20 protein-coding genes are annotated in these 23998 nt (G+C 71.5%); 17 read left to right on the top strand and 3 right to left on the bottom strand.

Annotated features, from left to right (window positions below; translation table 11 throughout):
• The first annotated feature begins 23 nt into the window (after positions 1-23).
• The 14 genes from ACZ3TI_RS00875 to ACZ3TI_RS00810 all read left to right on the top strand — a co-directional run bounded on the left by ACZ3TI_RS00875 (position 24) and on the right by ACZ3TI_RS00810 (position 16845).
• On the top strand, positions 24-713 hold the full coding sequence (locus ACZ3TI_RS00875; RefSeq protein WP_465721941.1) for a response regulator: 690 nt from the start codon (positions 24-26) through the stop codon (positions 711-713).
• Between the two features lie 70 nt (positions 714-783).
• Entirely contained in the window at positions 784-1731 is a 948-nt protein-coding gene (locus ACZ3TI_RS00870) for a Rossmann-like and DUF2520 domain-containing protein (protein WP_465721939.1), read from the top strand.
• Positions 1732-2637 (top strand): pantoate--beta-alanine ligase, encoded by a 906-nt coding sequence (panC, locus tag ACZ3TI_RS00865; protein ID WP_465721938.1) that lies wholly within the window; start codon positions 1732-1734, stop codon positions 2635-2637.
• An 87-nt stretch (positions 2638-2724) separates the two neighbouring features.
• The gene (gene panD, locus ACZ3TI_RS00860; RefSeq protein ID WP_465721937.1) at positions 2725-3174 is read left to right on the top strand and encodes an aspartate 1-decarboxylase; all 450 of its coding nucleotides are present in this window, start codon (positions 2725-2727) and stop codon (positions 3172-3174) included.
• 15 nt (positions 3175-3189) lie between these two features.
• Complete coding sequence (locus ACZ3TI_RS00855; RefSeq protein ID WP_465721935.1) at positions 3190-4863, top strand: L-aspartate oxidase; 1674 nt, start codon at positions 3190-3192, stop codon at positions 4861-4863.
• 4 nt (positions 4864-4867) lie between these two features.
• Positions 4868-5836 (top strand): carboxylating nicotinate-nucleotide diphosphorylase, encoded by a 969-nt coding sequence (gene nadC / locus ACZ3TI_RS00850; RefSeq protein ID WP_465721933.1) that lies wholly within the window; start codon positions 4868-4870, stop codon positions 5834-5836.
• Positions 5837-5882: 46 nt separating this feature from the next.
• Positions 5883-6668, top strand: coding sequence for a type III pantothenate kinase (locus ACZ3TI_RS00845; RefSeq protein WP_465721931.1), 786 nt, complete (start codon positions 5883-5885; stop codon positions 6666-6668).
• 86 nt (positions 6669-6754) lie between these two features.
• Complete coding sequence (locus tag ACZ3TI_RS00840; protein ID WP_465721929.1) at positions 6755-7507, top strand: hypothetical protein; 753 nt, start codon at positions 6755-6757, stop codon at positions 7505-7507.
• 128 nt (positions 7508-7635) lie between these two features.
• Positions 7636-9192: a bifunctional lysylphosphatidylglycerol synthetase/lysine--tRNA ligase LysX gene (gene lysX / locus ACZ3TI_RS00835; RefSeq protein WP_465721927.1), complete on the top strand. Its 1557-nt coding sequence runs from the start codon at positions 7636-7638 to the stop codon at positions 9190-9192.
• Positions 9193-9500: 308 nt separating this feature from the next.
• Positions 9501-9998, top strand: coding sequence for a BlaI/MecI/CopY family transcriptional regulator (locus ACZ3TI_RS00830; RefSeq protein ID WP_465721925.1), 498 nt, complete (start codon positions 9501-9503; stop codon positions 9996-9998).
• Positions 9999-10007: 9 nt separating this feature from the next.
• Positions 10008-10544: an amino-acid N-acetyltransferase gene (locus ACZ3TI_RS00825; protein WP_465721923.1), complete on the top strand. Its 537-nt coding sequence runs from the start codon at positions 10008-10010 to the stop codon at positions 10542-10544.
• 91 nt (positions 10545-10635) lie between these two features.
• Positions 10636-10986 (top strand): histone-like nucleoid-structuring protein Lsr2, encoded by a 351-nt coding sequence (locus ACZ3TI_RS00820; protein ID WP_465721921.1) that lies wholly within the window; start codon positions 10636-10638, stop codon positions 10984-10986.
• 650 nt (positions 10987-11636) lie between these two features.
• Positions 11637-14156 carry an ATP-dependent Clp protease ATP-binding subunit gene (locus tag ACZ3TI_RS00815; RefSeq protein WP_465721919.1) on the top strand — a complete coding sequence of 840 codons (2520 nt, stop codon included), beginning with the start codon at positions 11637-11639 and terminating at the stop codon, positions 14154-14156.
• 343 nt (positions 14157-14499) lie between these two features.
• Complete coding sequence (locus ACZ3TI_RS00810; protein ID WP_465721917.1) at positions 14500-16845, top strand: immune inhibitor A domain-containing protein; 2346 nt, start codon at positions 14500-14502, stop codon at positions 16843-16845.
• Between the two features lie 102 nt (positions 16846-16947).
• Here ACZ3TI_RS00810 and ACZ3TI_RS00805 read toward each other — a convergent pair whose 3' ends face one another.
• The gene (locus ACZ3TI_RS00805) at positions 16948-18135 is read right to left on the bottom strand and encodes a threonine aldolase family protein (protein WP_465721916.1); all 1188 of its coding nucleotides are present in this window, start codon (positions 18133-18135) and stop codon (positions 16948-16950) included.
• A 358-nt stretch (positions 18136-18493) separates the two neighbouring features.
• Between ACZ3TI_RS00805 and ACZ3TI_RS00800 the strand changes: the two genes are divergently transcribed.
• Positions 18494-19414 (top strand): M23 family metallopeptidase, encoded by a 921-nt coding sequence (locus tag ACZ3TI_RS00800; RefSeq protein ID WP_465721914.1) that lies wholly within the window; start codon positions 18494-18496, stop codon positions 19412-19414.
• A gap of 7 nt (positions 19415-19421) precedes the next feature.
• Here the strand turns inward: ACZ3TI_RS00800 and ACZ3TI_RS00795 are convergent, their stop codons facing one another.
• Positions 19422-20060 carry a TetR/AcrR family transcriptional regulator gene (locus ACZ3TI_RS00795; protein ID WP_465721911.1) on the bottom strand — a complete coding sequence of 213 codons (639 nt, stop codon included), beginning with the start codon at positions 20058-20060 and terminating at the stop codon, positions 19422-19424.
• A 223-nt stretch (positions 20061-20283) separates the two neighbouring features.
• On the opposite strand from ACZ3TI_RS00795, the gene ACZ3TI_RS00790 reads away from it, so the two are divergent.
• Positions 20284-21879, top strand: coding sequence for an MDR family MFS transporter (locus tag ACZ3TI_RS00790; protein ID WP_465721909.1), 1596 nt, complete (start codon positions 20284-20286; stop codon positions 21877-21879).
• A gap of 116 nt (positions 21880-21995) precedes the next feature.
• Here ACZ3TI_RS00790 and ACZ3TI_RS00785 read toward each other — a convergent pair whose 3' ends face one another.
• Entirely contained in the window at positions 21996-22916 is a 921-nt protein-coding gene (locus tag ACZ3TI_RS00785; RefSeq protein WP_465721907.1) for an HhH-GPD family protein, read from the bottom strand.
• A gap of 193 nt (positions 22917-23109) precedes the next feature.
• Here ACZ3TI_RS00785 and ACZ3TI_RS00780 point away from each other — a divergent pair, with 193 nt between their 5' ends.
• The gene (locus ACZ3TI_RS00780) at positions 23110-23991 is read left to right on the top strand and encodes a hypothetical protein (protein WP_465721905.1); all 882 of its coding nucleotides are present in this window, start codon (positions 23110-23112) and stop codon (positions 23989-23991) included.
• Positions 23992-23998: the final 7 nt, after the last annotated feature.

The following is a 23998-nucleotide window of genomic DNA, read 5'->3' as shown; positions in this document are numbered from 1 at the left end:
CTCCGCCCCCCTTAGGAGCCACCTTGACCATCCGCGTGATGCTCGTCGACGACCAGGAACTGCTGCGCACCGGTTTCCGGATGATCCTGCAGTCGCAGGGCGACATCGAGATCGCCGCCGAGGCGGGAGACGGCGCGCAGGCCCTGGAGGCGCTGCGGCACACCAAGGTGGACGTGATCCTGATGGACGTCCGGATGCCGCGGCTGGACGGCGTGCAGGCGACCCGCCGGATCTGCCTGGCCGAGGACGGCAGCCCGCTGCCGGACGCCCCGCACGTGCTGATCCTCACCACCTTCGACCTGGACGAGTACGCCTTCGCCGCGCTCAAGGCCGGCGCCAGCGGCTTCCTGCTCAAGGACGTCCCGCCGACCGAGCTGGTGGCCGCGATCCGCGCGGTGCACGGCGGGGACGCGGTGGTCGCGCCGACCACCACCCGCCGGATGATCGACCGCTTCGCGGAGGTGCTGCCCACCCCGCAGAGCGCGCCCGGCTCGGACGCCCTCGGCCCGCTGACCGAGCGCGAGCGCGAGGTGTTCCTGCTGGTCGCCCAGGGCCTGTCGAACGGTGAGATCGCGGCCCGGCTGGTGCTCTCCGAGGCCACCGTGAAGACCCACGTCGGCCGGATCCTGGCCAAGCTCGGCCTGCGCGACCGGGTCCAGGCCGTGGTGCTGGCGTACGAGGCCGGTCTGATCCGGGCCGGTGCCGCCGACTGACACGCCCGTACACTGGGGCGGTACGTCCGGTACCCGCAGGTGGACTGGAACGGATGATCAGGGACAAAGGTTGAGTCCTTCCGACTTCGCGGACTTCGGCGAGTTCGCCCCGCTCGCCGACGGCCTCGGCGACCCGAGCAGCCGCCCGGCCCGGCTCGCCGTCGGCGTGGTCGGCACCGGCCGGGTCGGTCCCGCGCTGGGCGCCGCGCTGCAGCTCGCCGGGCACACCGTGGTCGCCGCCTCCGGGGTGTCCGCCGCCTCCCGCCGCCGCGCGGACGCGCTGCTGCCTGGGGTGCGGATCGTCACCCCGCCGCAGGTGCTGGCCGCCGCCGATCTCGTCCTGCTGACCGTCCCGGACGACGCGCTCGCCGACCTGGTGGCCGGGCTGGCCGCCACCGGCGCCGTCCGCCCGGGCCAGCTGGTCGTGCACACCTCGGGCGCGCACGGCGTCGCCGTCCTGGAGCCCGCCACCCGGGCCGGGGCGCTGCCGCTGGCCCTGCACCCGGCGATGACCTTCACCGGCACCTCCGTCGACCTGGCCCGGCTGGCCGGCTGCCCGTTCGGCGTGACGGCCCCGGAGGAGCTGCGGCCGGTCGCCGAGGCGCTGGTGGTGGAGATGGGCGGCGAGCCCGAGTGGGTGCCCGAGGAGGTCCGCCCGCTCTACCACACCGCCCTCGCGCACGGCGCGAACCACCTGGTCACCCTGGTCGCGCAGGCGATGGAGCTGCTGCGCACGGCCGGCGTCGCCGAGCCCGGCCGGATGCTCGGCCCGCTGCTGGGCGCCGCGCTGGACAACAGCCTGCGCTCCGGCGACGCGGCCCTCACCGGCCCGGTCGCCCGGGGCGACGCGGGCACCGTACGGCGCCACCTGGCGCAGCTCAGTACGGTGTCCCCCGACATCCCGGCGGCCTACCGGGCGATGGCCCGCGCCACCGCGCAGCGGGCGCTCGCCAACGGAACGATCGACGAAACGTCGGCGGCGGCGCTGCTGGACGTACTGAACGAGGAGAAGCGCTAGATGGCACGCGGTAAGCAGCCGAACAAGCCCCAGCGGGCGCCGAAGGTCCACCGGGCCGTGGTCACCCGCACCGTGGACGACTTCGAGGCCGCGTTCTGGCCGGACGAGCAGCCCGCGGACAACGCCGTCGTGATGACCATGGGCGCGCTGCACGAGGGCCACGCCGCGCTGATCCGGGCCGCCCGCAAGCAGGTCGGCCGGGACGGCCGGGTCGCGGTGACGGTCTTCGTCAACCCGCTGCAGTTCGGCGCGGGCGAGGACCTGGAGCGCTACCCGCGCACCCTCGACGAGGACGTGAAGCTGGCCGAGGAGAACGGCGCCGACGTGGTCTTCGCGCCGTCCGTCGAGGAGGTCTACCCGAACGGCGAGCCGCAGGTGCGCCTGGTGGCCGGCCCCATGGGCGAGCGCTTCGAGGGCGCCACCCGCCCCGGCCACTTCGACGGCGTGCTGACCGTGGTCGCCAAGCTGCTGCACATCACCGACCCGGACTTCGCCTTCTTCGGCGAGAAGGACGCCCAGCAGCTGGCGGTCATCCAGCGGATGGTCGCCGACCTGGACTTCGACGTCGAGATCGTCGGCGTGCCGACCGTCCGCGAGGAGGACGGCCTGGCGCTGTCCTCGCGCAACCGCTACCTCTCGGAGGAGGAGCGCACCAGCGCCCTGGCCCTGTCCAAGGCCCTGTTCGCGGGCCGGGACGTCGCCGCGCAGGGCCCGAAGGCCGTCCGCGAGGCCGCCTCGGCCGTCCTGGACGGTGCCGAGGGTGTCACCCTTGACTACCTCGCCCTGATCGACCCGCACGACTTCACCGAGGCGGCGGACGACTTCCAGGGCGAGGCGGTGCTGGCCGTCGCCGCGAAGGTGGGCTCGACCCGCCTGATCGACAACGTCCGCATCATCGTTCGCTGAACCGTTCGCTGAAACCGTTCGCCGGATCGTTCGCCGAACCGGAAGCAATCCCCTTCAGGCATGCACTCACAGGAGGCGTGACCCGCAATGCTCCGCACCATGCTCAAGTCCAAGATCCACCGGGCCACCGTGACCCAGGCCGACCTGCACTACGTCGGCTCCGTCACGGTGGACGAGGACCTGCTCGACGCCGCCGACCTGCTCCCCGGCGAGCTGGTCCACATCGTCGACATCAACAACGGCGCCCGGCTGGAGACGTACACCATCGCCGGCCCGCGCGGCACCGGCGTGATCGGCATCAACGGCGCCGCCGCCCGTCTGGTCCACCCCGGCGACCTGGTCATACTCATCGCCTACGGGCAGATGGACACGGCCGAGGCCAAGGGCTACGAGCCGAAGATCGTCTTCGTGGACGAGCGGAACCGGATCACCGGCCTCGGCGGCGACCCCGCGGACGCCCCGGAGGGCAGCGGTCTGCTGCGCGGGGACGCGGCGTACCGTGGCGAGGAAGGCGCGGCCACCTCGGCCACGCGCTGAAGGAGCCACTGAGCCATGTCCGTTACGCATCGCCTCACCGCCCCGACCCCGGGCTGGACCGCCACCACCGACGTGGTCGTGGTCGGCTCCGGCGTCGCCGGTCTCACCGTCGCCCTCAACGTCCGCAAGGCCGGCCTGCGGGCCATGGTGGTCACCAAGGCGGTGCTGGACGAGGGTTCCACCCGCTGGGCCCAGGGCGGCATAGCCGCCGCCCTCGGCGAGGGGGACACCCCCGAGCAGCACCTGGTCGACACCCTGGTGGCCGGCGCCGGGATCTGCGACGAGGAGGCCGTGCGCACCCTCGTCACCGAGGGCCCGGACTCCGTCCGCCGGCTGATCGCGGTCGGCGCCGCCTTCGACCGCGACGAGGCCGGCGAGATCCTGCTCACCCGCGAGGGCGGCCACCACCGCCACCGGATCGTTCACGCGGGCGGGGACGCCACCGGCGCCGAGGTCTCCCGCGCCCTGGCCGCCGCCGTCCTCGACGACCCGGACCTCGAACTGATCGAGCACGCCCTCGTCCTGGACCTGCTGACCGACGCCGAGGGCCACGCCGCCGGCCTGACCCTGCACGTGATGGGCGAGGGCACCCGCGACGGCGTCGGCGCCGTCCGGGCCCGCGCGGTGGTGCTCGCCACCGGCGGCATGGGCCAGGTCTTCTCCGCCACCACCAACCCGGCCGTCTCCACCGGCGACGGCGTGGCCCTGGCCCTGCGGGCCGGCGCCGCCGCCACCGACCTGGAGTTCGTCCAGTTCCACCCGACCGTGCTCTGGCTCGGCCCGGACGCCCAGGGCCAGCAGCCGCTGGTCTCCGAGGCCGTGCGCGGCGAGGGTGCCCACCTGGTGGACGCGGACGGCGTGCGGTTCATGGTCGGACAGCACGAGCTGGCCGAACTGGCCCCGCGCGACATCGTCGCCAAGGCGATCACCCGGCGCATGCAGGAGCAGGGCGCCGACCACATGTACCTGGACGGGCGGCACTTCGGCGCCGCGATGTGGGAGCACCGGTTCCCGACCATCCTCGCCACCTGCCGCGCCCACGGCATCGACCCGGTCACCGAGCCGATCCCGATCGCCCCGGCCGCGCACCACGCCTCGGGCGGGGTGCGCACCGACCGGCACGGCCGCACCTCCGTCCCCGGTCTGTACGCCTGCGGTGAGGTCGCCTGCACCGGGGTGCACGGCGCCAACCGGCTGGCCTCCAACTCCCTGCTGGAGGGCCTGGTCTTCGCCGAGCGGATCGCCGACGACCTGGCCGAGCGGTACGCGGCCGGCGAGCTGCCCGAACGCACCGTGGACGTGGCCGCCACGCAGGCCGCTCACGCCGTGCCGCTGCCGGCCTCCGAGTCCCGCGCCGAGATCCAGCGGCTGATGACGCGCGGAGCGGGCGTGCTGCGCTCGGCCGCCTCGATGGCCGAGGCCGCGGCCGGACTGGCCCTGCTCTCCGAGCAGGCCTACGCGCACGTCGCCGAGGAGAAGCCCGCCGACCCCCGGGTGGAGACCTGGGAGGCGGCCAACCTGCTGCTGGTCGCCACCGCCCTGGTCGCGGCCGCCGCGCAGCGCGAGGAGACCCGCGGCTGCCACTGGCGCGAGGACTTCCCCGAGCGGGACGACGCCCACTGGCGGCGCCACCTGATCACCACCCTCGCCGCCACCGGCGGCCCCGTCAGCACCCCTGAGGAGCAGTAGAACCATGACCCACTCCCACGAGGAACTCCCCCTGGCCGACCAGGGCGGCTGCGGCGACGGCTGTGCCTGCGGGGACGGCGAGGGCTACGAGACCGGTCTGGACCCGCAGCTGGCCGAGCTGCTGGAGCAGGCCGGGCTGGACCCGGTCGAGGTCGAGGACATCGCCACCCTGGCGCTGGCCGAGGACCTGGCCGGCGGCGAGGACGTCACCTCGGTGGCGACCGTGCCCGCCGACGCCGTCGCCACCGCCGACTTCACCGCCCGTCAGGCGGGCGTGGTGGCCGGCCTGCGGGTCGCCGAGGCGGTCGTCTCGCTGGTCTGCGAGGAGGAGTTCGAGGTCGAGCGGCACGTCGAGGACGGCGACCGGGTCGAGGCCGGTCAGGTGCTGCTCTCGGTGCGCTCCCGCACCCGCGACCTGCTGACCGCCGAGCGCAGCGCGCTCAACCTGCTCTGCCACCTGTCCGGCATCGCCACCGCGACCCGCGCCTGGGCGGACGCCCTGGAGGGCACCGGCGCGGTCGTCCGGGACACCCGCAAGACCACCCCGGGCCTGCGCGCGCTGGAGAAGTTCGCGGTGCGCTGCGGCGGTGGCGCCAACCACCGGATGGCGCTGTCCGACGCCGCCCTGGTGAAGGACAACCACGTGGTCGCGGCGGGCGGCGTGGCCGAGGCCTTCCGGGCCGTCCGGGCCGCGTACCCGGAACTGCCGGTCGAGGTCGAGGTGGACACCCTGGAGCAGATCACGCCGGTGCTGGAGGCCGGGGCCGACCTGATCCTGCTGGACAACTTCACGCCGCAGCAGCTGAAGGAGGCCGTCGAGCTGGTGGCCGGCCGGGCGAAGCTGGAGGCCTCCGGCGGACTGACCCTGGCCGACGCGCGCGAGGTCGCCCAGACTGGGGTGGACTACCTGGCCGTGGGCGCGCTCACGCACTCCTCGCCGATCCTGGACATCGGCCTGGACCTGCGCGCCTGACCGTCAGGACCCGAGCAGACCCGTCCCGACTCGCAGAAAGCGCCCCATGCTCCTCACCATCGACGTCGGCAACACCCAGACCACGCTCGGCCTGTTCGACGGCGAGGACGTGGTGGAACACTGGCGGATCTCCACCGATCCGCGTCGCACAGCCGATGAACTGGCGGTGCTGCTGCAGGGGTTGATGGGCAACCACACCGCGGTCCGGGAGGCCGCGGTGGAGGGCCTGGCGATCTGCTCGTCCGTTCCCGCCGTGCTCCACGAGCTCCGCGAGGTGACCCGCCGCTACTACGGCGACGTCCCCGCGGTGATCGTGGAGCCCGGCGTGAAGACCGGGGTGCACGTCCTGATGGACAACCCCAAGGAGGTCGGCGCCGACCGGATCGTCAACGCGCTGGCCGCCAACCACCTGTACGGCGGCCCGTGCATCGTGGTCGACTTCGGCACCGCGACCACCTTCGACGCCGTCAACGCCCGCGGCGACTACGTCGGCGGCGCGATCGCCCCCGGCATCGAGATCTCCGTCGAGGCCCTCGGCGTCCGCGGCGCCCAGCTGCGCAAGATCGAGCTGGCCCGCCCGCGCAACGTGATCGGCAAGAACACCGTCGAGGGCATGCAGTCCGGCATCCTCTACGGCTTCGCCGGCCAGGTCGACGGCCTGGTCGAGCGGATGGCCCGCGAGCTGTCCAAGGACCCGGACGACGTCCAGGTGATCGCCACCGGCGGCCTCGCCACCCTCGTCCTCGGCGAGGCCACCACCATCGACGTCCACGAGCCCTGGCTCACCCTCATCGGCCTGCGCCTGGTCTACGAACGCAACCGGCCGAGCTGACCGGCGCTCCGCCCGTCGGGCCGAACGTGGGTGGTTCGGGCGCGACGTTACCGACAAATCGGATATTCCTCACGTAGTGTCAGCCCATGCCTACGCCACACGGATCGCGCGGCGGCATGGCCTTCAGCGCCGACGAAGTCCGCGTGCTGCGCCGCGCCCTCGCCCAAGCCCTGCACCCCGCCGTTCCCGTCCACCTCCAGGGGCCCGACCGGACGGCGCTCGCCGGGCCGGGCGCCGAGCTCTGGGCGGAGGACGTCCAGGACGCGCTGCGCCTGACCGAGGCGATCGACGAGGCCGTCCAGGAGGGCGGCCGGCTGCGCGCCTTCCTGCTCGCGGACCTCGGCCGCTACCGCTCCGCCCTGCCCGGCAGCGCGCCCGGCTACCTGGAGCGGCTGGAGGAGGCGGTGTCCGACGGCTACCTGCCCGGGCCCGAGGACCTCACCGCGCTGCGCGGGCTGACCCGCCAGCCCTGCGGCCAGGGCGAACGGTCACGCCGCTCGCGGCTGGCCGGGCGCTGCCACGCGCTGGCCGAGGCCGCCGTCCGCGAACGCCTCGCCCTCACCGCCGGACACCCGCGCCACCTGGTGGCCGTACCGGGCCCCGCCGCACCCCCGAGCAGTCACCCCACCCCTGTAGGAGGACGGACCACCATGAGCAGCACCGACTCCCGCCCGGAGCAGCAGCCCACCGAGCCCGCCGCCGCGAAGAACCCGCCCCGCCCGCAGCGGATGCCCACCCCGGCCGAGCTCTTCGGCCGCCGCGCCAAGCCCCCGGCGCGGCCCGCCGCGCCCGCCGACGAGGCCGCCGAGGAGATCGAGCTCGCCACCGGCACCGGCTGAGCCGCCCGAACCCGTGAGGGGAGACCGCCGCCGCGGTCTCCCCTCACGCGTCCCCGGCGCGTCCCCCGCGCGCCCGTCACGCCTCATCCGGTCGCGGAGCACGGTGTACGGCTGGCTACCCTTGTGGGGTGAGCGATCAGAGCCTTTTTCCCGCGACCGACGACCTTCCCGAGCAGATGCGCGTCCGGCGCGAGAAGCTGGACCGGCTCCGGGCGGCCGGCGTGGACCCGTACCCGGTCGGATTCCCCCGCACCACCACCATCGCGGACCTCCGCGCCAAGCACCCCGACCTGGAGCCCGACACCGCGACCGGCGAGCGCGCGGGCGTCGCCGGCCGGGTGATCCTCTCCCGCACCGGCGGCAAGCTCTGCTTCGCCACCCTGCGCGACGGCACCGGCGACCTGCAGGTGATGTTCTCCCTGGACAAGCTCGGCCCCGAGCGGCTGGCCGCCTGGAAGGCCGACATCGACCTCGGCGACCAGGTCGGCGTCGAGGGCGAGGTGATCACCTCCAAGCGCGGCGAGCTGTCGGTGATGGTGGACCGCTGGGAGCTCACCGCCAAGTGCCTGCGCCCGCTGCCGGACAAGCACAAGGGCCTGACCGACCCGGAGGCCCGGGTCCGCCAGCGCTATCTCGACCTGATCGTCAACCCCGAGGCGCGCGAGATCCTGCACCTGCGCAGCAAGGTCGTCCGCTCGATCCGCCGCACGTACGAGGACCGCGGCTACATCGAGGTCGAGACCCCGATGCTGCAGCCGGTGCACGGCGGCGCCAACGCGCGTCCGTTCAAGACGCACATCAACGCGTACGACATCGACCTCTACATGCGCATCGCCCCCGAGCTGTACCTCAAGCGGCTGGTGGTCGGCGGCGCCGAGAAGGTCTTCGAGATCAACCGCAACTTCCGCAACGAGGGCGCGGACGCCACCCACAACCCCGAGTTCACCTCGCTGGAGTCGTACGAGGCCTACGGCGACTACGACACCCAGGCCGAGCTGATCCGCGAGACGATCGTCAACGCGGCCCGCGACGCGCTGGGCACCACGGTGATCAAGGGCGTGGACGCGCACGGCGTCGAGCACGAGATCGACCTGGCCGAGCCGTGGGAGGAGGTCAGCGTCTACCCGGGCATCTCCGCCCACCTGGGCGTCGAGGTCACCCCGGAGACCGGCGTCGAGGAGCTGCGCAAGCTGGCCACCGACCACGGCATCCCGTTCGAGAAGAACTGGGGCCACGGTCAGATCGTGCTGGAGATGGTCGAGCGCCTGCTGGAGGAGAACGCCGTCCGGCCGACCTTCATCAAGGACTACCCGACCGAGGTCTCCCCGCTCACCCGCGAGCACCGCTCGCTGCCGGGCGTGGCCGAGAAGTGGGACCTGGTGATCTTCGGCACCGAGATCGGCACCGCCTACTCCGAGCTGATCGACCCGGTCGAGCAGCGCGCCCGCTTCACCGCCCAGTCCCTGCTGGCGGCCGGCGGCGACGTCGAGGCGATGCAGCTGGACGAGGACTTCCTGCGCGCCCTCGAGTACGCGATGCCGCCGACCGGTGGCCTCGGCCTCGGCGTGGACCGCCTGATCATGCTGCTGACCGGCAAGAACATCCGGGAGACCGTGCTCTTCCCGCTGGTGAAGCCGGAGCCGAAGGCTTCCGCCGCGACGGCGGAGAAGACCGAGGAGGAGTGACCTGATGGACTACGTCAGCGCGATCGTGCCGCCGCTGGTCATGGCGATCGGCTTCGGCTTCCTGGTGCGGGCCATCTTCCGCAGCCAGGGCGGGAGCCAGAAGGCCAAGGAAGACTTCGACTGATCCGGCCGGGGGCCCCGGACGCCGTCCCCGGCCCCCGGACGACCCGCGAGCGGACCCGCGACTGACGCCGTCAGCCGCCCCGAACGACCGGCGCGCCGCCATTCCCGATTCCCGGGGGTGGCGGCGCGCCGGTTCGGTGCACTTCACAAGATTTGCCCCATTCACTCCCTATCCTGGCCGCACTATGGTCCGGCAACTCGGCGAACTTGAGAACGCCATCATGACCCGGGTGTGGCAGTGGAACCGACCGGTGACGGTTCGCGAGGTTCTCCTGGATCTGCGGTCGGAACGCGAAATCGCGTACACCACGGTGATGACCGTCCTGGACAAGCTCCACAGAAAGGGCTGGCTGCGCCGGGAGCGGGTCGGCCGGGCCTATCGATATGAACCGGTCTCCTCGCGTGAGGCGTACACGGCGGCCCTGATGAACGACGCGTGGGCCACCAGTGACAATCCGGCGGCGGCCCTGGTGCACTTCTTCGGCCTGATGTCGCCCGAGCAGCGCGAGGCACTCCGGGACGCCTTGCGGGTGGCCGCACTGTTCCCGTCCGATCCGCCCGGTGCCGATTCCCCGGCGGAGGAGCCGGATACGGCAGGCCCGGATACGGCAGGCGCGGATACGGCAGGCCCCGATACCGGCGGGAGGGATACCGGGGAGACCGCGCCGGGGGCGACGCGATAACGTCCCGCCATGGAGGTCACCATCCGCCGCGCGCGGACCACGGACGTGCGGGCAGTACGCAGGCTCATCGACGCCTACTCGCGCGAGGGCATTCTGCTGGACAAGCCCACTGTCACACTGTTCGAATCCGTCCAGGAGTTCTGGGTCGCGGAACGCGACGACAACGGCACGGTGGTGGCCTGCGGAGCCCTGCACGTGATGTGGGAGGACCTCGCCGAGGTCCGGACGCTCGCGGTGGATCCGGCCTGCCGGGGCTTCGGGATCGGACATCTGCTGCTGGAGAAGCTGGTGCAGACGGCCCGCTGGCTCGGCATCCGTCGGATTTTCTGCCTGACGTTCGAGGTCCCGTTCTTCGCGAAACACGGTTTCGTCGAGATCGGGGAGCTCCAGGAAACCGATGATGGTACGACAGACCCGGCGGCGATCGCTACGGACGTCTATGAAGAACTCCTCCGCTCGTACGATGAAGGCGTCGCCGAGTTCCTTGACCTGGAGCGAGTGAAGCCCAACACGCTGGGCAACTCGCGCATGCTGCTGCACCTCTGAGCCGCTCCGCCCGGGCCAAGGGTTTGTGTTTTCCGGAGAAAGGCGCTTTCCTTTCCTTAGGCAATGGGTCGTTTAGCGGAAAGGGAAGCCCGTGGCACAGAGGGTGCAGGTCATTCTTGAAGACGATCTCGACGGCGGTTCGGCGGACGAGACGGTGACGTTCGCGCTCGACGGCGTTGCCTACGAGATCGACCTGAAGAGCGCCAACGCGGACAAGCTTCGCGGTCTGCTGGCGCCGTACGTGGAGAAGGGCCGCAAGCAGAGCGGCCGGCTCGCCGGCGCCCGCCGCCCGGGCCGCAGCTCGGCCCAGCGCCCCTCCGGCAGCGCCCCGGACACCGCGAAGGTCCGCGCGTGGGCCAAGGAGCAGGGCATGGAGGTCAACGACCGCGGCCGCGTGCCGAGCACGGTCCGCGAGGCCTACGACAAGGCCAACGCGTCCTGACCCCGGCGCCGCCGGCACGCCGGAGCGGGTGCGGGGCCCCGGCGGTCGCGCACGGCGCCGTCGACACACGCGCGGGGCGCGGAGGAGTCTCCTCCGCGCCCCGCGGCGCGCGCCCGGACGTCCACGACGCCTCCGGCACCGGGGGGTGTCCGGGGCGCGGACTCGGGCGGCGGAACAATCACGAGCTGTGCAACGCTGTAGGGGCGAAGCGGTAACGCGGACACCACCGGGACGGCGCACCGACCACCCGGGCCGCCGTTGAACCACCGTCACCGCGGCCCGACTTCTCGCCAGGCGAACACCGCCACCGCGGAAACTGCGCGAGAACCGCCCCGATACCGGGTATGAATGCAGGTGGACGGGTTCTGTGGCCCGTCCAGGGGCTGTATGCGCGAGGCCGGAGCGGGTCCGACCACGTCCCGGCGGCGCTTGTTCGCCGATGGCGTAGCGGATTCCGGTGCATCCGGCCCACCAGTGGGAACACCGATTCCCAGCATCAGGTTGGGATTGGTGTCGGCTGGTCGCGCAGCATCTCGCTCCTCTACCGGGGAGTGAATCCGTGGGCCGCGCCGCTGAGCGGGACTAGCATGCGGAAGGACAGGGCGGGGACGGACCCCGAACTGCCCGACCGCTCTGAGGAGCGATAAACGATGTTCGAGAGGTTCACCGACCGCGCGCGGCGGGTTGTCGTCCTGGCTCAGGAAGAAGCCCGGATGCTCAACCACAACTACATCGGCACCGAGCACATCCTCCTGGGTCTGATCCACGAGGGCGAGGGCGTCGCCGCCAAGGCCCTGGAGAGCCTCGGGATTTCTCTTGAGGCCGTTCGCCAGCAGGTCGAGGAGATCATCGGCCAGGGCCAGCAGGCCCCGTCCGGTCACATTCCCTTCACCCCCCGGGCGAAGAAGGTCCTGGAGCTGTCGCTCCGAGAGGCCCTGCAGCTCGGCCACAACTACATCGGCACCGAGCACATCCTGCTCGGCCTGATCCGCGAGGGCGAGGGCGTCGCCGCCCAGGTCCTGGTCAAGCTGGGTGCCGACCTCAACCGGGTGCGCCAGCAGGTCATCCAGCTGCTCTCCGGCTACCAGACCGGCGGCGGCAAGGAGTCGGCCACGGCCGGCGGGCCCGCCGAGGGCACCCCGTCGACCTCGCTGGTCCTGGACCAGTTCGGCCGCAACCTCACCCAGGCCGCCCGCGAGGCCAAGCTCGACCCGGTCATCGGGCGCGAGAAGGAGATCGAGCGGGTCATGCAGGTGCTGTCCCGCCGCACCAAGAACAACCCGGTGCTGATCGGTGAGCCCGGCGTCGGCAAGACCGCCGTGGTCGAGGGCCTGGCGCAGGCGATCGTCAAGGGCGAGGTCCCGGAGACGCTCAAGGACAAGCAGCTCTACACGCTGGACCTGGGCGCCCTGGTGGCCGGCTCGCGCTACCGCGGTGACTTCGAGGAGCGCCTGAAGAAGGTGCTCAAGGAGATCCGCACCCGCGGCGACATCATCCTGTTCATCGACGAGCTGCACACCCTGGTCGGCGCGGGCGCCGCCGAGGGCGCCATCGACGCCGCCAGCATCCTCAAGCCGATGCTGGCCCGCGGCGAGCTGCAGACCATCGGTGCCACCACCCTGGACGAGTACCGCAAGCACCTGGAGAAGGACGCCGCGCTGGAGCGCCGCTTCCAGCCGATCCAGGTCGCGGAGCCCTCGCTGCCCCACACCATCGAGATCCTCAAGGGTCTGCGCGACCGCTACGAGGCCCACCACCGGGTCTCCATCACGGACGCCGCCCTGGTCGCCGCCGCCACCCTGGCCGACCGGTACATCTCGGACCGCTTCCTGCCGGACAAGGCGATCGACCTGATCGACGAGGCCGGCTCCCGGATGCGCATCCGCCGGATGACCGCGCCGCCGGACCTGCGCGAGTTCGACGAGAAGATCGCCGACGTGCGCCGCGAGAAGGAGAGCGCGATCGACGCGCAGGACTTCGAGAAGGCCGCGTCCCTGCGCGACGACGAGAAGCAGCTCCTGCAGGCCAAGGCCAAGCGCGAGAAGGAGTGGAAGGCCGGCGACATGGACGTCGTCGCGGAGGTCAACGAGGAGCTCATCGCCGAGGTCCTGGCCACCGCCACCGGCATCCCGGTCTTCAAGCTGACCGAGGAGGAGACCTCCCGCCTGCTGCGCATGGAGGACGAGCTGCACAAGCGCGTCATCGGTCAGAAGGACGCCATCAAGGCGCTCTCCCAGGCCATCCGGCGCACCCGTGCGGGCCTCAAGGACCCGAAGCGCCCCGGCGGTTCGTTCATCTTCGCCGGCCCGTCCGGTGTCGGTAAGACCGAGCTGTCCAAGACGCTGGCGGAGTTCCTCTTCGGCGACGAGGACGCGCTGATCGCGCTCGACATGTCCGAGTTCTCGGAGAAGCACACCGTCTCCCGGCTGTTCGGCTCCCCGCCCGGCTACGTGGGCTACGAGGAGGGCGGCCAGCTGACCGAGAAGGTCCGCCGCAAGCCGTTCTCGGTCGTCCTCTTCGACGAGGTCGAGAAGGCCCACCCGGACATCTTCAACTCGCTGCTGCAGATCCTGGAGGACGGTCGGCTGACCGACTCCCAGGGCCGCGTGGTCGACTTCAAGAACACCGTCATCATCATGACGACCAACCTCGGCACCCGGGACATCTCCAAGGGCTTCAACCTGGGCTTCGCGGCCACGGGTGACACCCAGACCGGGTACGAGCGGATGAAGGCGAAGGTCGGCGAGGAGCTCAAGCAGCACTTCCGCCCCGAGTTCCTGAACCGTGTCGACGACATCGTGGTGTTCCACCAGCTGTCCGAGGACGACATCATCCAGATCGTCGACCTCATGATCGCCAAGGTGGACGAGCGGCTCAAGGACAAGGACATGGGCCTGGAGCTCAGCGTCGAGGCCAAGAAGCTGCTGGCCAAGCGCGGCTACGACCCGATCCTGGGTGCCCGCCCGCTGCGCCGCACCATCCAGCGCGAGATCGAGGACCACCTCTCCGAGAAGATCCTCTTCGGCGAGCTGCGGGCCGGCCACATCGTCGTCGTCGACGTCGAGGGCGAGGGCAAGAACGCCAAGTTCACCTTCCGCGGTGAGGAGAAGTCGGCCGTCGCGGACACCCCGGCCGCGGTCGCCTCGTCCGGTCCGGACCTGACGAAGTAACCCAACTTTTAACAGACAACTTCACAGCAACCGAGCCCCCGGCGTTCGCGCCGGGGGCTCGGTGCGTTCCGCCCCGCCTGAGCGGGTGTCACCACCGGCTGGAGCGGGTGGCTTCCGTGCTGGTTGGTACGGGCACGTCCCATTTCTCAGTCAGCTTTAACCAACATACGGTTGACAGATGGTCAGCTGATGGGAAGTCGCGGAGCATAGCGCCGTGGCCATGTCATGGTCAAGGTCTATCTTTTCTGTGCACGCTTGTATCAAATGACGTCCACCTGTCTTTCATTTTGGTTTGCCGGGCTTTGGCCATGAGCTGGCCCCGGTCGGGGAGGACGTCACAACGTTGAAGAACACCAGGAGAACCGCTGCGGCCGCGACGGCCACGGCGGTCATAGTCACGCTCGGCGCGGGTCTTTTCCCGAGCAGCGCCGTCGCGGCCGGCTCGGCCCCCGCGCCGAAGGACCCGGCCGAGGCCGTCCAGAACACCGAGCACAACATTCCGGGGCCGTTCACCGCGAAGGTGGAGGCCGAGCAGAAGGCCGCCACCGAGAAGCTGCTCAACGGCACCGCCGAGGTCGAGCAGCACAACGGCAGCACCAGCGTGAAGCTGGGCAAGGACAAGTACGTGGAGCTCGCCCGCGAGCGCACGGACAAGATCTTCACCATCCTCGTCGACTTCGGCGACCAGGTGGACAACACCACCAAGACCGCCGACGGCAAGGTCAAGTACGGCGGTGAGCCCGGCCCGAAGCACAACGAGATCGCGCAGCCGGACCCGGCCACCAACAACTCGACCGCCTGGCAGGCCGACTACAACCAGCAGCACTACCAGGACCTGTACTTCAGCAAGGACAAGCCCTCGCTGAAGACCTACTACGAGAAGCAGTCTTCGGGCCGCTACTCGGTCGACGGTGTGGTCCAGGACTGGGTGCGCGTGCCGTGGAACGAGGCCCGCTACGGCTCCGACTACTGCGGCTCCAACGTCTGCTCCAGCGCCCAGGACCTGATCCGCGACGCCGTGGACATCTGGTACAAGGACCAGCTGGCCAAGGGTCAGACCGAGGCCCAGATCAAGGCGACCCTGGCCTCGTACGACAAGTGGGACCGCTACGGCTCGCACCACGACGGGAACTTCAACCAGCCCGACGGGTACATCGACCACTTCCAGATCGTGCACGCCGGCGAGGACAAGTCGGCCGGTGGCGGCAAGCAGGGCAGCAAGGCCCTGTGGGCGCACCGCTCGTACGTCTACGGCAACCTGACCGGCACCGCCGGCCCCGAGGGCAACAAGCTCGGTGGCGTCCAGGTCGGCAACTCCGGCCTCTGGATCGGCGACTACACGATGCAGCCGGAGAACGGCGGCCTCGGCGTCTTCGCCCACGAGTACGGCCACGACCTCGGTCTGCCGGACCTCTACGACACGGCCGGCAAGGGCGTCGACAACTCGGTCGGCTTCTGGTCGATCATGTCCTCCGGCTCCTGGCTGGGCGAGGGCAAGAACTCGATCGGCGACATGCCGAACGACTTCGACGCCTGGAGCAAGTTCAAGCTCGGCTGGCTGAACGCCGACCACGCCAAGGCCGGCACCGAGTCGACCCACCACATCGGCCCGGCGGAGTACAACTCCAAGCTGCCGCAGGCCCTGATCGTCGACCTGCCGAAGAAGAGCATCACCACCGAGATCAACAAGCCCTTCGCGGGCACCGGTGAGTGGTGGAGCGGCAGCGCCGACAACCTGAACGTCACGCTCACCCGTGACATCGACCTGACCGGCAAGACCAAGGCCAGCATCAACGCCAAGGCCTGGTACGAGCTGGAGCAGGACTTCGACTACGCCTTCGGCGAGGTCTCCACCGACGGTGGCAAGACCTGGACCGTCGTGGACGGCACCTGGAACGGCGCTCCGCTGCCCAAGGAGAACGGCCGCCCGGCCGTGAACGGCCAGCTCGCCACCTGGGGCGACCTGTCGTTCAACCTGGACGCCTACGCCGGCAAGAAGATCCAGTTCCGCTACCACAACACCACCGACGGCGGCCTGCACTTCCGCGGCCTGGCGCTGGACAACATCGCCGTGGTCGCCGACGGCGCCACCCTGTTCAGCGACGACGTCGAGAAGGGTGACAACGGCTGGGTCTCCAGCGGCTTCACCCGCTTCGGCGGCTCGTACACCAAGGACTACGCGCAGTACTACATCGCGGAGAACCGGCAGTACGTGTCGTTCGACCAGACCCTGAAGACCGGCCCGTACAACTTCGGCTTCGCCGACAAGCCGAACTGGGTCGAGCACTACTCGTACCAGCCCGGCCTGCTGATCTGGTACTGGGACGAGTCGCAGACCGACAACAACGTCAGCGCCCACCCGGGCCAGGGTCTGATCCTGCCGGTCGACTCGCACCCGGCCCCGCTGAAGTGGTCGGACGGCACCCTGATGCGTCCGCGCATCAACGGCGCCGACTCGACCTTCGGCTCGCGCCGCGTCCCCGCGCTGACCCTGCACAAGGCCGGCGTCGAGACCGTCATCCCGAAGTCCAAGGGTGTCGACGAGTTCTCGGACCTGAAGGAGTACTGGTCCAAGGACAACCCGTACAGCAGCGTCATCGTCCCGAAGACGGGCACCAGCATCGAGGTCGAGAACGAGTCCTCGAACTACCTGGAGACCTGGATCCGGGTCCGTCCGGTCGACAACTGATCGTCCCGCCCACGCGGTAGCGATCGGCCTGTGACCAGGCAGCTCTGACAACTCCACGTCCGGCCCGTCCCCGCAGCTCGCGGGGGCGGGCCGGACGCTTTGTCAGGCCCGCGCGACGGGCGGTGGGAGCCGGTCCAGGAAGGCGGCGGCCGCCGCCTCGACGTCGGCGGCGGTCCAGTCGAGGGCGGGTGAGGCGACCGTCACCTCGGTCATCGCCGACCCCGGCAGCTCGCGCTCGCGCCAGGCGCCGAACAGCCCGATGCCGGCGTCCTCGGCCAGCGCCAGCGAGGCCTCCTCCAACTCCTCGGCCGGGTACGGCAGCCAGAGCCGGAACTGGTGGGTGTGCGGCGGGTCCGGCTGCACCCGGGCGCCGGGGACGGCGGCGCTGGCCCGGGCCAGCGCCCCGGCGACCGTCCGGGCGTGCGCCACGTACCGCTCCAGTAGCGGCAGTTCGCACTCCAGCCCAGCCAGCGCAGCGAGCGCGAACGGCCACTGCTGGAAGAGCTGCCCGCCGTAGCGGTGCCGCCAGGCCCTGGCGGTGCGGACGAAGCCGGCCGGACCGGCCAGCGCGGCGCCGCTGATCCCGCCGAGCGTCTTGTAGAAGGAGACGTAGACCGAGTCGGCGAGGGCCGCGACCTCCGGCAGCGGGCGGCCGAGGGCGACGGCGGACTCCCAGATCCGGGCGCCGTCCAGGTGCAGCGCCGCGCCGTGCTCCTCCCGCACCACCGCGGCCAGGGCCCGCAGCGTCTCCCAGTCGGGCAGCACGAACCCGGCGTCGCGCAGCGGAAGTTCCAGGCTCAGCGCGGCGTACGGCTCGTCCAGGGCGCGCAGCTCCCCGGCGGTGGGCTGGCGCGGCGCGAGGGTCGGCCAGAGGCTGCGCAGTCCGGAGAGGACGCCGAGCGCGTGCCGTTCGTGCCGGTCGGTGTGGGCCAGCGGGTGGGTGGCGACGGTACGCAGCCCGGCGGACTCGGCGTGGATCCGCAGGGCGACCTGCTGGGCCATCGTGCCGGTCGGGAAGAAGGCCGCGTCCTCGGTGCCGAGCAGTCCGGCGACCCGGAGCTCCAGGGCGCGGACCACGCCGTCGCCGTACTGGTCCGGGCGGGCGTCGAGGTCGGGGAGGGCGCCCTTCCCGTCCGGCAGCGGGTCGGCCAGGGCGGCGAGGCGTTCGCGGATGCTCTGCGGCCGGACGCCGGACAGGATGCGCTCGCAGCCGCGCAGGGCGGTGAAGCGGCGGTCCGCCGGGCTCGGGCGGTCACTGGCGTCGGGGTCTTCGCTCCTGTTGCCATACATGCGTCGATGGTCCCGCAGCGGGCCGGGCCGGTCAGCGGTGCGGACGGAAGCCGTTCGAGCCCGTCAAACCACGGCGGCGCGTGGCACTGCTCACAGGCCTCCCGCGCGGTACGACGGGCGGTAGTGGACCGCTCCGGCCGGCCCGCGGACCACCCGGAAGCGGTCGTGGCCGATCGGATCCCATGATCACGACTCCATCGGTTCGAATCTCCCGCGCCGCGTCGACTACGCGCCGTAGTACGTCACACCGTTTGGGAGTCCGCGCGGTGACGGTTACACCTGAGTGGTCCCCGGATCAGCACACGCCCGAACGGGCGCTTCGCGCTGCCCTCGTACAACCCGTGAGGTACGGCTACCGATGTCCACCGTCCCGCCCGTGGGGCCGGCCCTGCGCCGGCTCGCCGCCCGTACGGCGGCCCAGGCGGCGGCCTGGCACCCCCGACTCGGCCATGCCGTCCGCACCCAGGCCGCGCCGCTGCGCAGGCTCGGCACGCCCCGGCACGCCACCCTGCCGGGCAGCCGGCAGCGGGCCGAGCACGACCACGCGCTGGTCTCGGCCGGGGCGGCCGCGGCGCTGCTGGCCGGCGTGCTGCTGGTGGCCGCGCCCGGCAGCGCCTCGGCGCAGACCGTACTGCCCACCACGCCGGGCAGCTCCGCGTTCACCGCGCCGCAGGCCCGGGTGCCCGCCCCGGGGCTGGTCCAGGTGGCCGGGCCGAGCCCGTACAAGCTGCCCGAGGACGGCGGCCCGGCCCGGCAGTCCTTCGCGGTGGCGGCCAACCTGCTGCCGCCGGAGCCACCCGCCCCGGCCGCGGAGCCCGCGCCCGCCGCCGCACCGGCACCCGAAGCGGAGCCCGCACCCGCACCCGCACCCGAGTGGTCCGCGCCGGTGCCGGACGCGCCGACCAGCAATCCGTACGGGGTCGCCAACCGCAGCTACGCGGCCGGGTACCACACCGGGGTGGACTTCGCGGTCTCCCCGGGCACGCCGCTGCTGGCGGTCGGCAACGCGACCGTGGTGTCGGCCGCCTGGGACGGCGCGTACGGCAAGGAGGTCGTGCTGCGGCTCGCGGACGGGCACTTCGCGCAGTACGCGCACCTGAGCTCGCTCGCGGTCTCGGCGGGCCAGCGGGTGTCGGCCGGTCAGCGGATCGGTCTGTCCGGGAGCACCGGCAACTCGACCGGGCCGCACCTGCACTTCGAGATCCGCACCAGCAACCGCTACGGCGCGGTGGTCGATCCGATCGCGTACCTCGCCGGGCACGGCGTCAAGGACTTCTGACCGGCCCTCACGGGCCGACGGGGGCCGACCCGGGGTGGGTGATCCGGCCGGCGATCTCCAGCGCGACCGCCCGGGCGGCCTCCAACGCCTCGTCGAGGTCGGCCACGGGCACCTTCTCGCCCCACACGTTCTCGGCGTGACGGCAGTCCTTGTTGTCCTGCTGGAGCAGGAACATCGACGAGTGGATGGTGAACAGCGTCATCGCGGCGCGCAGCCGGTCCTGGAAGTTCGCTTCCGGCCCGTGCACCAGCTGCATCAGGGTGATGATGCGCTCCTTGAAGGCGAGCCCGGCCGGGGACTCGCGCAGCGCGGGCTGGTTCTCGTGGAAGAAGCGCAGCAGCGGGGCTCGCTCGGCCATCCCGTCCGCGAAGCGGCGGATCAGCTCGTCGCGCGTCTCCGGGCTCCAGGCCTGCTTCCGGCCCCACTCGATGGTGTCGTCGATCGGCGCGGCCATCCGCTCGACGATGCCCAGGACGATGTCGTCCTTGGTCTTGAAGTGGTAGTAGAGCGCGGCCTTGGTCACACCCAGGCGGTCGGCGATCTCGCGCAGTGAGGTCTGCTCGTAGCCCTGCTCGGAGAAGAGCTCCAGCGACACCTCGATGATGCGAGCCCGGGTGTCGCTGCGGGGGCTGTGCGGAGTGCCCATGGCCTGCCTCATGACTGCGTCGGTGACTGCTGCGGACGCCCGGTGGCGTCCGCCCCGGGCGACATTCTCCCTGCCCAGGTATCCGGTTCGAAAACTGGCTTGACGACCGGCTAGGAAACAACCTACCGTGCCGACGATCGATAAACTAGCCGGGCGACAAGTAAGTGAGCCGCCGCACGGCCCGACGCTCCGTCCGAACCACCCCTCCGGGAGACCCCACCTCATGTCACAGTCCAAGACCGCCGGCCCGGTACCGGAGGAGAAGACGGCCGAGGAGGAGCAGCCGCGGTCACCCCGCGAGATCCGCCTCGTGATGGTCGGCCTGGTCGTCACCATGCTGCTGGCCATGCTCGACAACCTGATCGTCGGCACCGCGATGCCGACCATCGTCGGCGACCTCGGCGGCGCGGAGCACCTGTCCTGGGTGGTCACCGCCTACACCCTGGCCACCGCCGCCTCGACCCCGATCTGGGGCAAGCTCGGCGATATGTACGGCCGCAAGGGCAGCTTCCTCACCTCGATCGTGATCTTCCTGGTGGGATCGGCGCTCTCCGGCCTGTCGCAGAACATGAACGAGCTGATCGGCTTCCGCGCCGTGCAGGGCCTGGGCGCCGGCGGTCTGATGGTCGGCGTCATGTCGATCATGGGCGCGCTGGTCCCGCCGCGCGACCGCGGCAAGTACCAGGGCATGTTCGCCGCGGTGATGGCCCTCGCCACCATCGGCGGGCCGCTGGTCGGCGGCTTCATCACCGACCACCTCAGCTGGCACTGGACCTTCTACATCAACCTGCCGCTCGGCGTGGTCGCGCTGGCCGTGGTCATCGTCACCCTGAAGCTGCCGAAGGTCCGCAGCACCGCCAAGATCGACTACCTGGGTGCCGTCCTGCTCACCGTCGGCATCACCTCGCTCGTGCTGATCACCACCTGGGGCGGCCAGCAGTACGCCTGGGGCTCCAAGCAGATCCTGGGCCTGGCCGCGCTCGCCGCCGCCTCGCTGATCGCCTTCTGCTACGTGGAGCAGCGGGTCGAGGAGCCGATGCTCCCGCTGACCCTGTTCAAGAACCTCAACTTCACCCTGGTCTCGGTCATCGGCTTCATCGTCGGCTTCGTGATGTTCGGCTCGACCGTCTTCCTGCCGCTCTACCAGCAGATCGTCCAGGGCGCCTCGGCGACCAACTCCGGCCTGCTGCTGATGCCGATGATGTTCGGCATGCTGGTGGTCTCGCTGGTGGTCGGCCAGGCGGTCACCAAGACCGGCAAGTACCGGATCTACCCGATCGTCGGCACCGTCGTGATGACCGGCGGCCTGGTCCTGCTCTCCACCATGGGCACCGGGACCAGCAGCTTCACCTCGGCCTGCTGGATGGTCGTGCTCGGCGCCGGCATGGGCTTCCTGATGCAGATCACCATGCTGGTCGCACAGAACAGCGTCGAGCTCAAGGACATGGGCGTGGCCAGCTCCACCGCCACCCTGTTCCGCACCATCGGCGGCTCCTTCGGTGTCGCGCTGTTCGGCGCGCTGTTCAACAACCGGGTGACCGACACCATGAAGGAGAGGCTCGGCGAGCAGGCCACTGCGGGCGGCGGTGTGAAGGACCCGGGTCAGATGAGCCCGGCCGCCCTGCGCAAGCTGCCCGAGAACATCCAGGACGCCTACCACCACGCGGTGTCCAACGGCATGCACACCGTCTTCCTCTGGGGTGCCGGGGTCGCCCTGATCGCCGTCGCCGCCGCGGTGTTCCTGCGCGAGGTGCCGCTGCGCGGGACGGGCAAGGACGAGAAGCCGGCCGAGGCCTCGCTGGAGGCGGCGGCCGTCTGACGGCCCGCCCGCAACGCCGAGCGCCCCCGGAAGGATCGTCCTTCCGGGGGCGCTCGGCGTTGCCGTGGGAGCCGGTTGCCATGGCGGGAGCCGGCCATTGCCGCGGGAGCCGGTCGTCACTGCGGCAGTCGGTAGACGCCCTGCTCGACCGGCTCGACCAGGCCGTCCGCCACCAGTCCGTCCAGGGCGCGGGCCCGCTGCACCGCGTCCGGCCAGACCGCGTCCAGCCGGGCCTGCCCGACCTCGCCGTGCGCCTCGCGCAGCACCGCGAGCAGCTTGCCGCGCACCTGGCGGTCCGTCCCCTCGTAGGACTGCCCGCGCCGCGCCGGGCCCTCGTACGGCGGGCGGCCGGCCCGCTGCCAGGCGCAGCCGGCGAACAGCGGGCACTGCCCGCACTCCGGGCCGCGCGCGGTGCAGACCAGCGCGCCCAGCTCCATCACGCCGACCGCCCAGGTGGCGGCGGTCTCGGCGTCGTCGGGCAGCAGGGCGGTGGCGGTGCGGCGCTCGGCGGCGGTGGTGGCCTGGGCCGGGTACTCGACGCCGGTCACCGCGCGGGCGAAGACCCGGCGGACGTTGGTGTCCAGCACCACGTGCCGCTGGCGGAACGCGAAGGAGGCGACCGCGGCGGCGGTGTACTCCCCCACCCCGGGCAGCGAGAGCAGCGTGGCGTGGTCGTCCGGGACCTCGCCGCCGTGCTCCTCGGTGATCGCCACGGCCGCCGCGTGCAAGCGCAGCGCGCGGCGCGGGTAGCCCAGCCGGCCCCACATCCGGACCGCCTCGCCGGGCGCCTCGGCGGCGAGGTCGGCCGGGGTCGGCCAGCGGGTCAGCCAGGCCTCCCAGGCGGGCAGCACGCGCTTGACGGGGGTCTGCTGGAGCATGAACTCGCTCACCATGACCGCCCAGGGCGTCGCGTCGGGGGTCCGCCAGGGCAGGTCCCGCTTGGCCGCCTCGTACCAGTCCAGGACGGTCGAGTGGAACAGCGGCAGGGGCATCGGCAGCTCGGTGGCGCCGGGGGCGGTGGCGGTGATGGCAGTCATGGCCCTTCGATCCTCCCATGCCCGCCGACCCGGCCGAATCGGAAGGGAATGCTCCGGACACCCGCGGGGATCTCCCGGAAAGCAGCCCTTCGGAGCTCCCTCGAACGGATCAAATGGCGGATCATGTGAAAGAAGGGGCGACTGTGCGGTGTTGGTGAGTCAATCGCGACACACAGTCTCGTAGAGTTTGATCGTGCCCTCTCTGCGTCAACCCGTGGGACCGCTGCCGGCCTCGATCTACTGGCGTCGGCGCGTCGTCGTGCTCGCCGCCGTCGCGGCGGTCATCGCCCTGATCGCCTGGCTGATGACCGATCAGGGCGGAGGAGGTGGCGGCGACTCACAGAGCAAGGCCGCACAGGCCGTTCCGTCCCAGACCCCGGCCCAGGCCATCACGCCCGGCGCCTCGCCGAGCGGCCCCGCCGCACGCCCCGGCGGCGGCAGCAACCCCGGCGGCGGCCCGGTGGCCGGCGGTGGCGGCACCGAGGTCAACCTCAGCGGCGGCGGCACCGGCGGCGCCAACCCGGCCCCCGCGAGCGGCTCGGGTGCCGCGGGCGGCTCGGGTGCCGCGGGCGGCGGAGCCGGCGGCACCGGTGGCGGTGCGGCGGGCGGCTCCGGCGGCTCGGGCGGCGGCACCCCGGCGGTCAACACCCCCGAGATCATGGCGCTTCCGGTCTGCGCCTCCTCGCAGGTCGCCCTGGAGCTGGCCGGCACCCAGAACTCGTTCCAGCCCAAGGACAAGCCGAAGCTCGCCCTGACGGTCAAGAACTCCTCCGGCGCCAACTGCCGGGTGGACCTGGGCCGGGTCGCCTCCGCGATCACCGTGAGCGCCAGCAACGGCGACCGGGTCTGGTCCTCCGGCGACTGCCCGGCCGACAAGGGCAGCATCTGGGTCCAGCTGGCGGCGAACGGCAGCCAGACCGAGACCTTCACCTGGGACCGCAGCCGCAGCAAGCCGCAGTGCGCGACCGCCGACCAGACCCCGCCGTCGAACGGCACCTACGTGGTGCTCGCCGAACTCACCGGGCTCTCCGGGGACAAGGTCTCGGCACGGACCTCGGTCCGGCTGGACAACTGAGAACCGG

Source organism: Kitasatospora sp. NPDC023120 (assembly GCF_055560835.1).
Note: the sequence above shows the minus strand (reverse complement) of the source record. Positions and strands in the feature narration are given on the sequence as shown.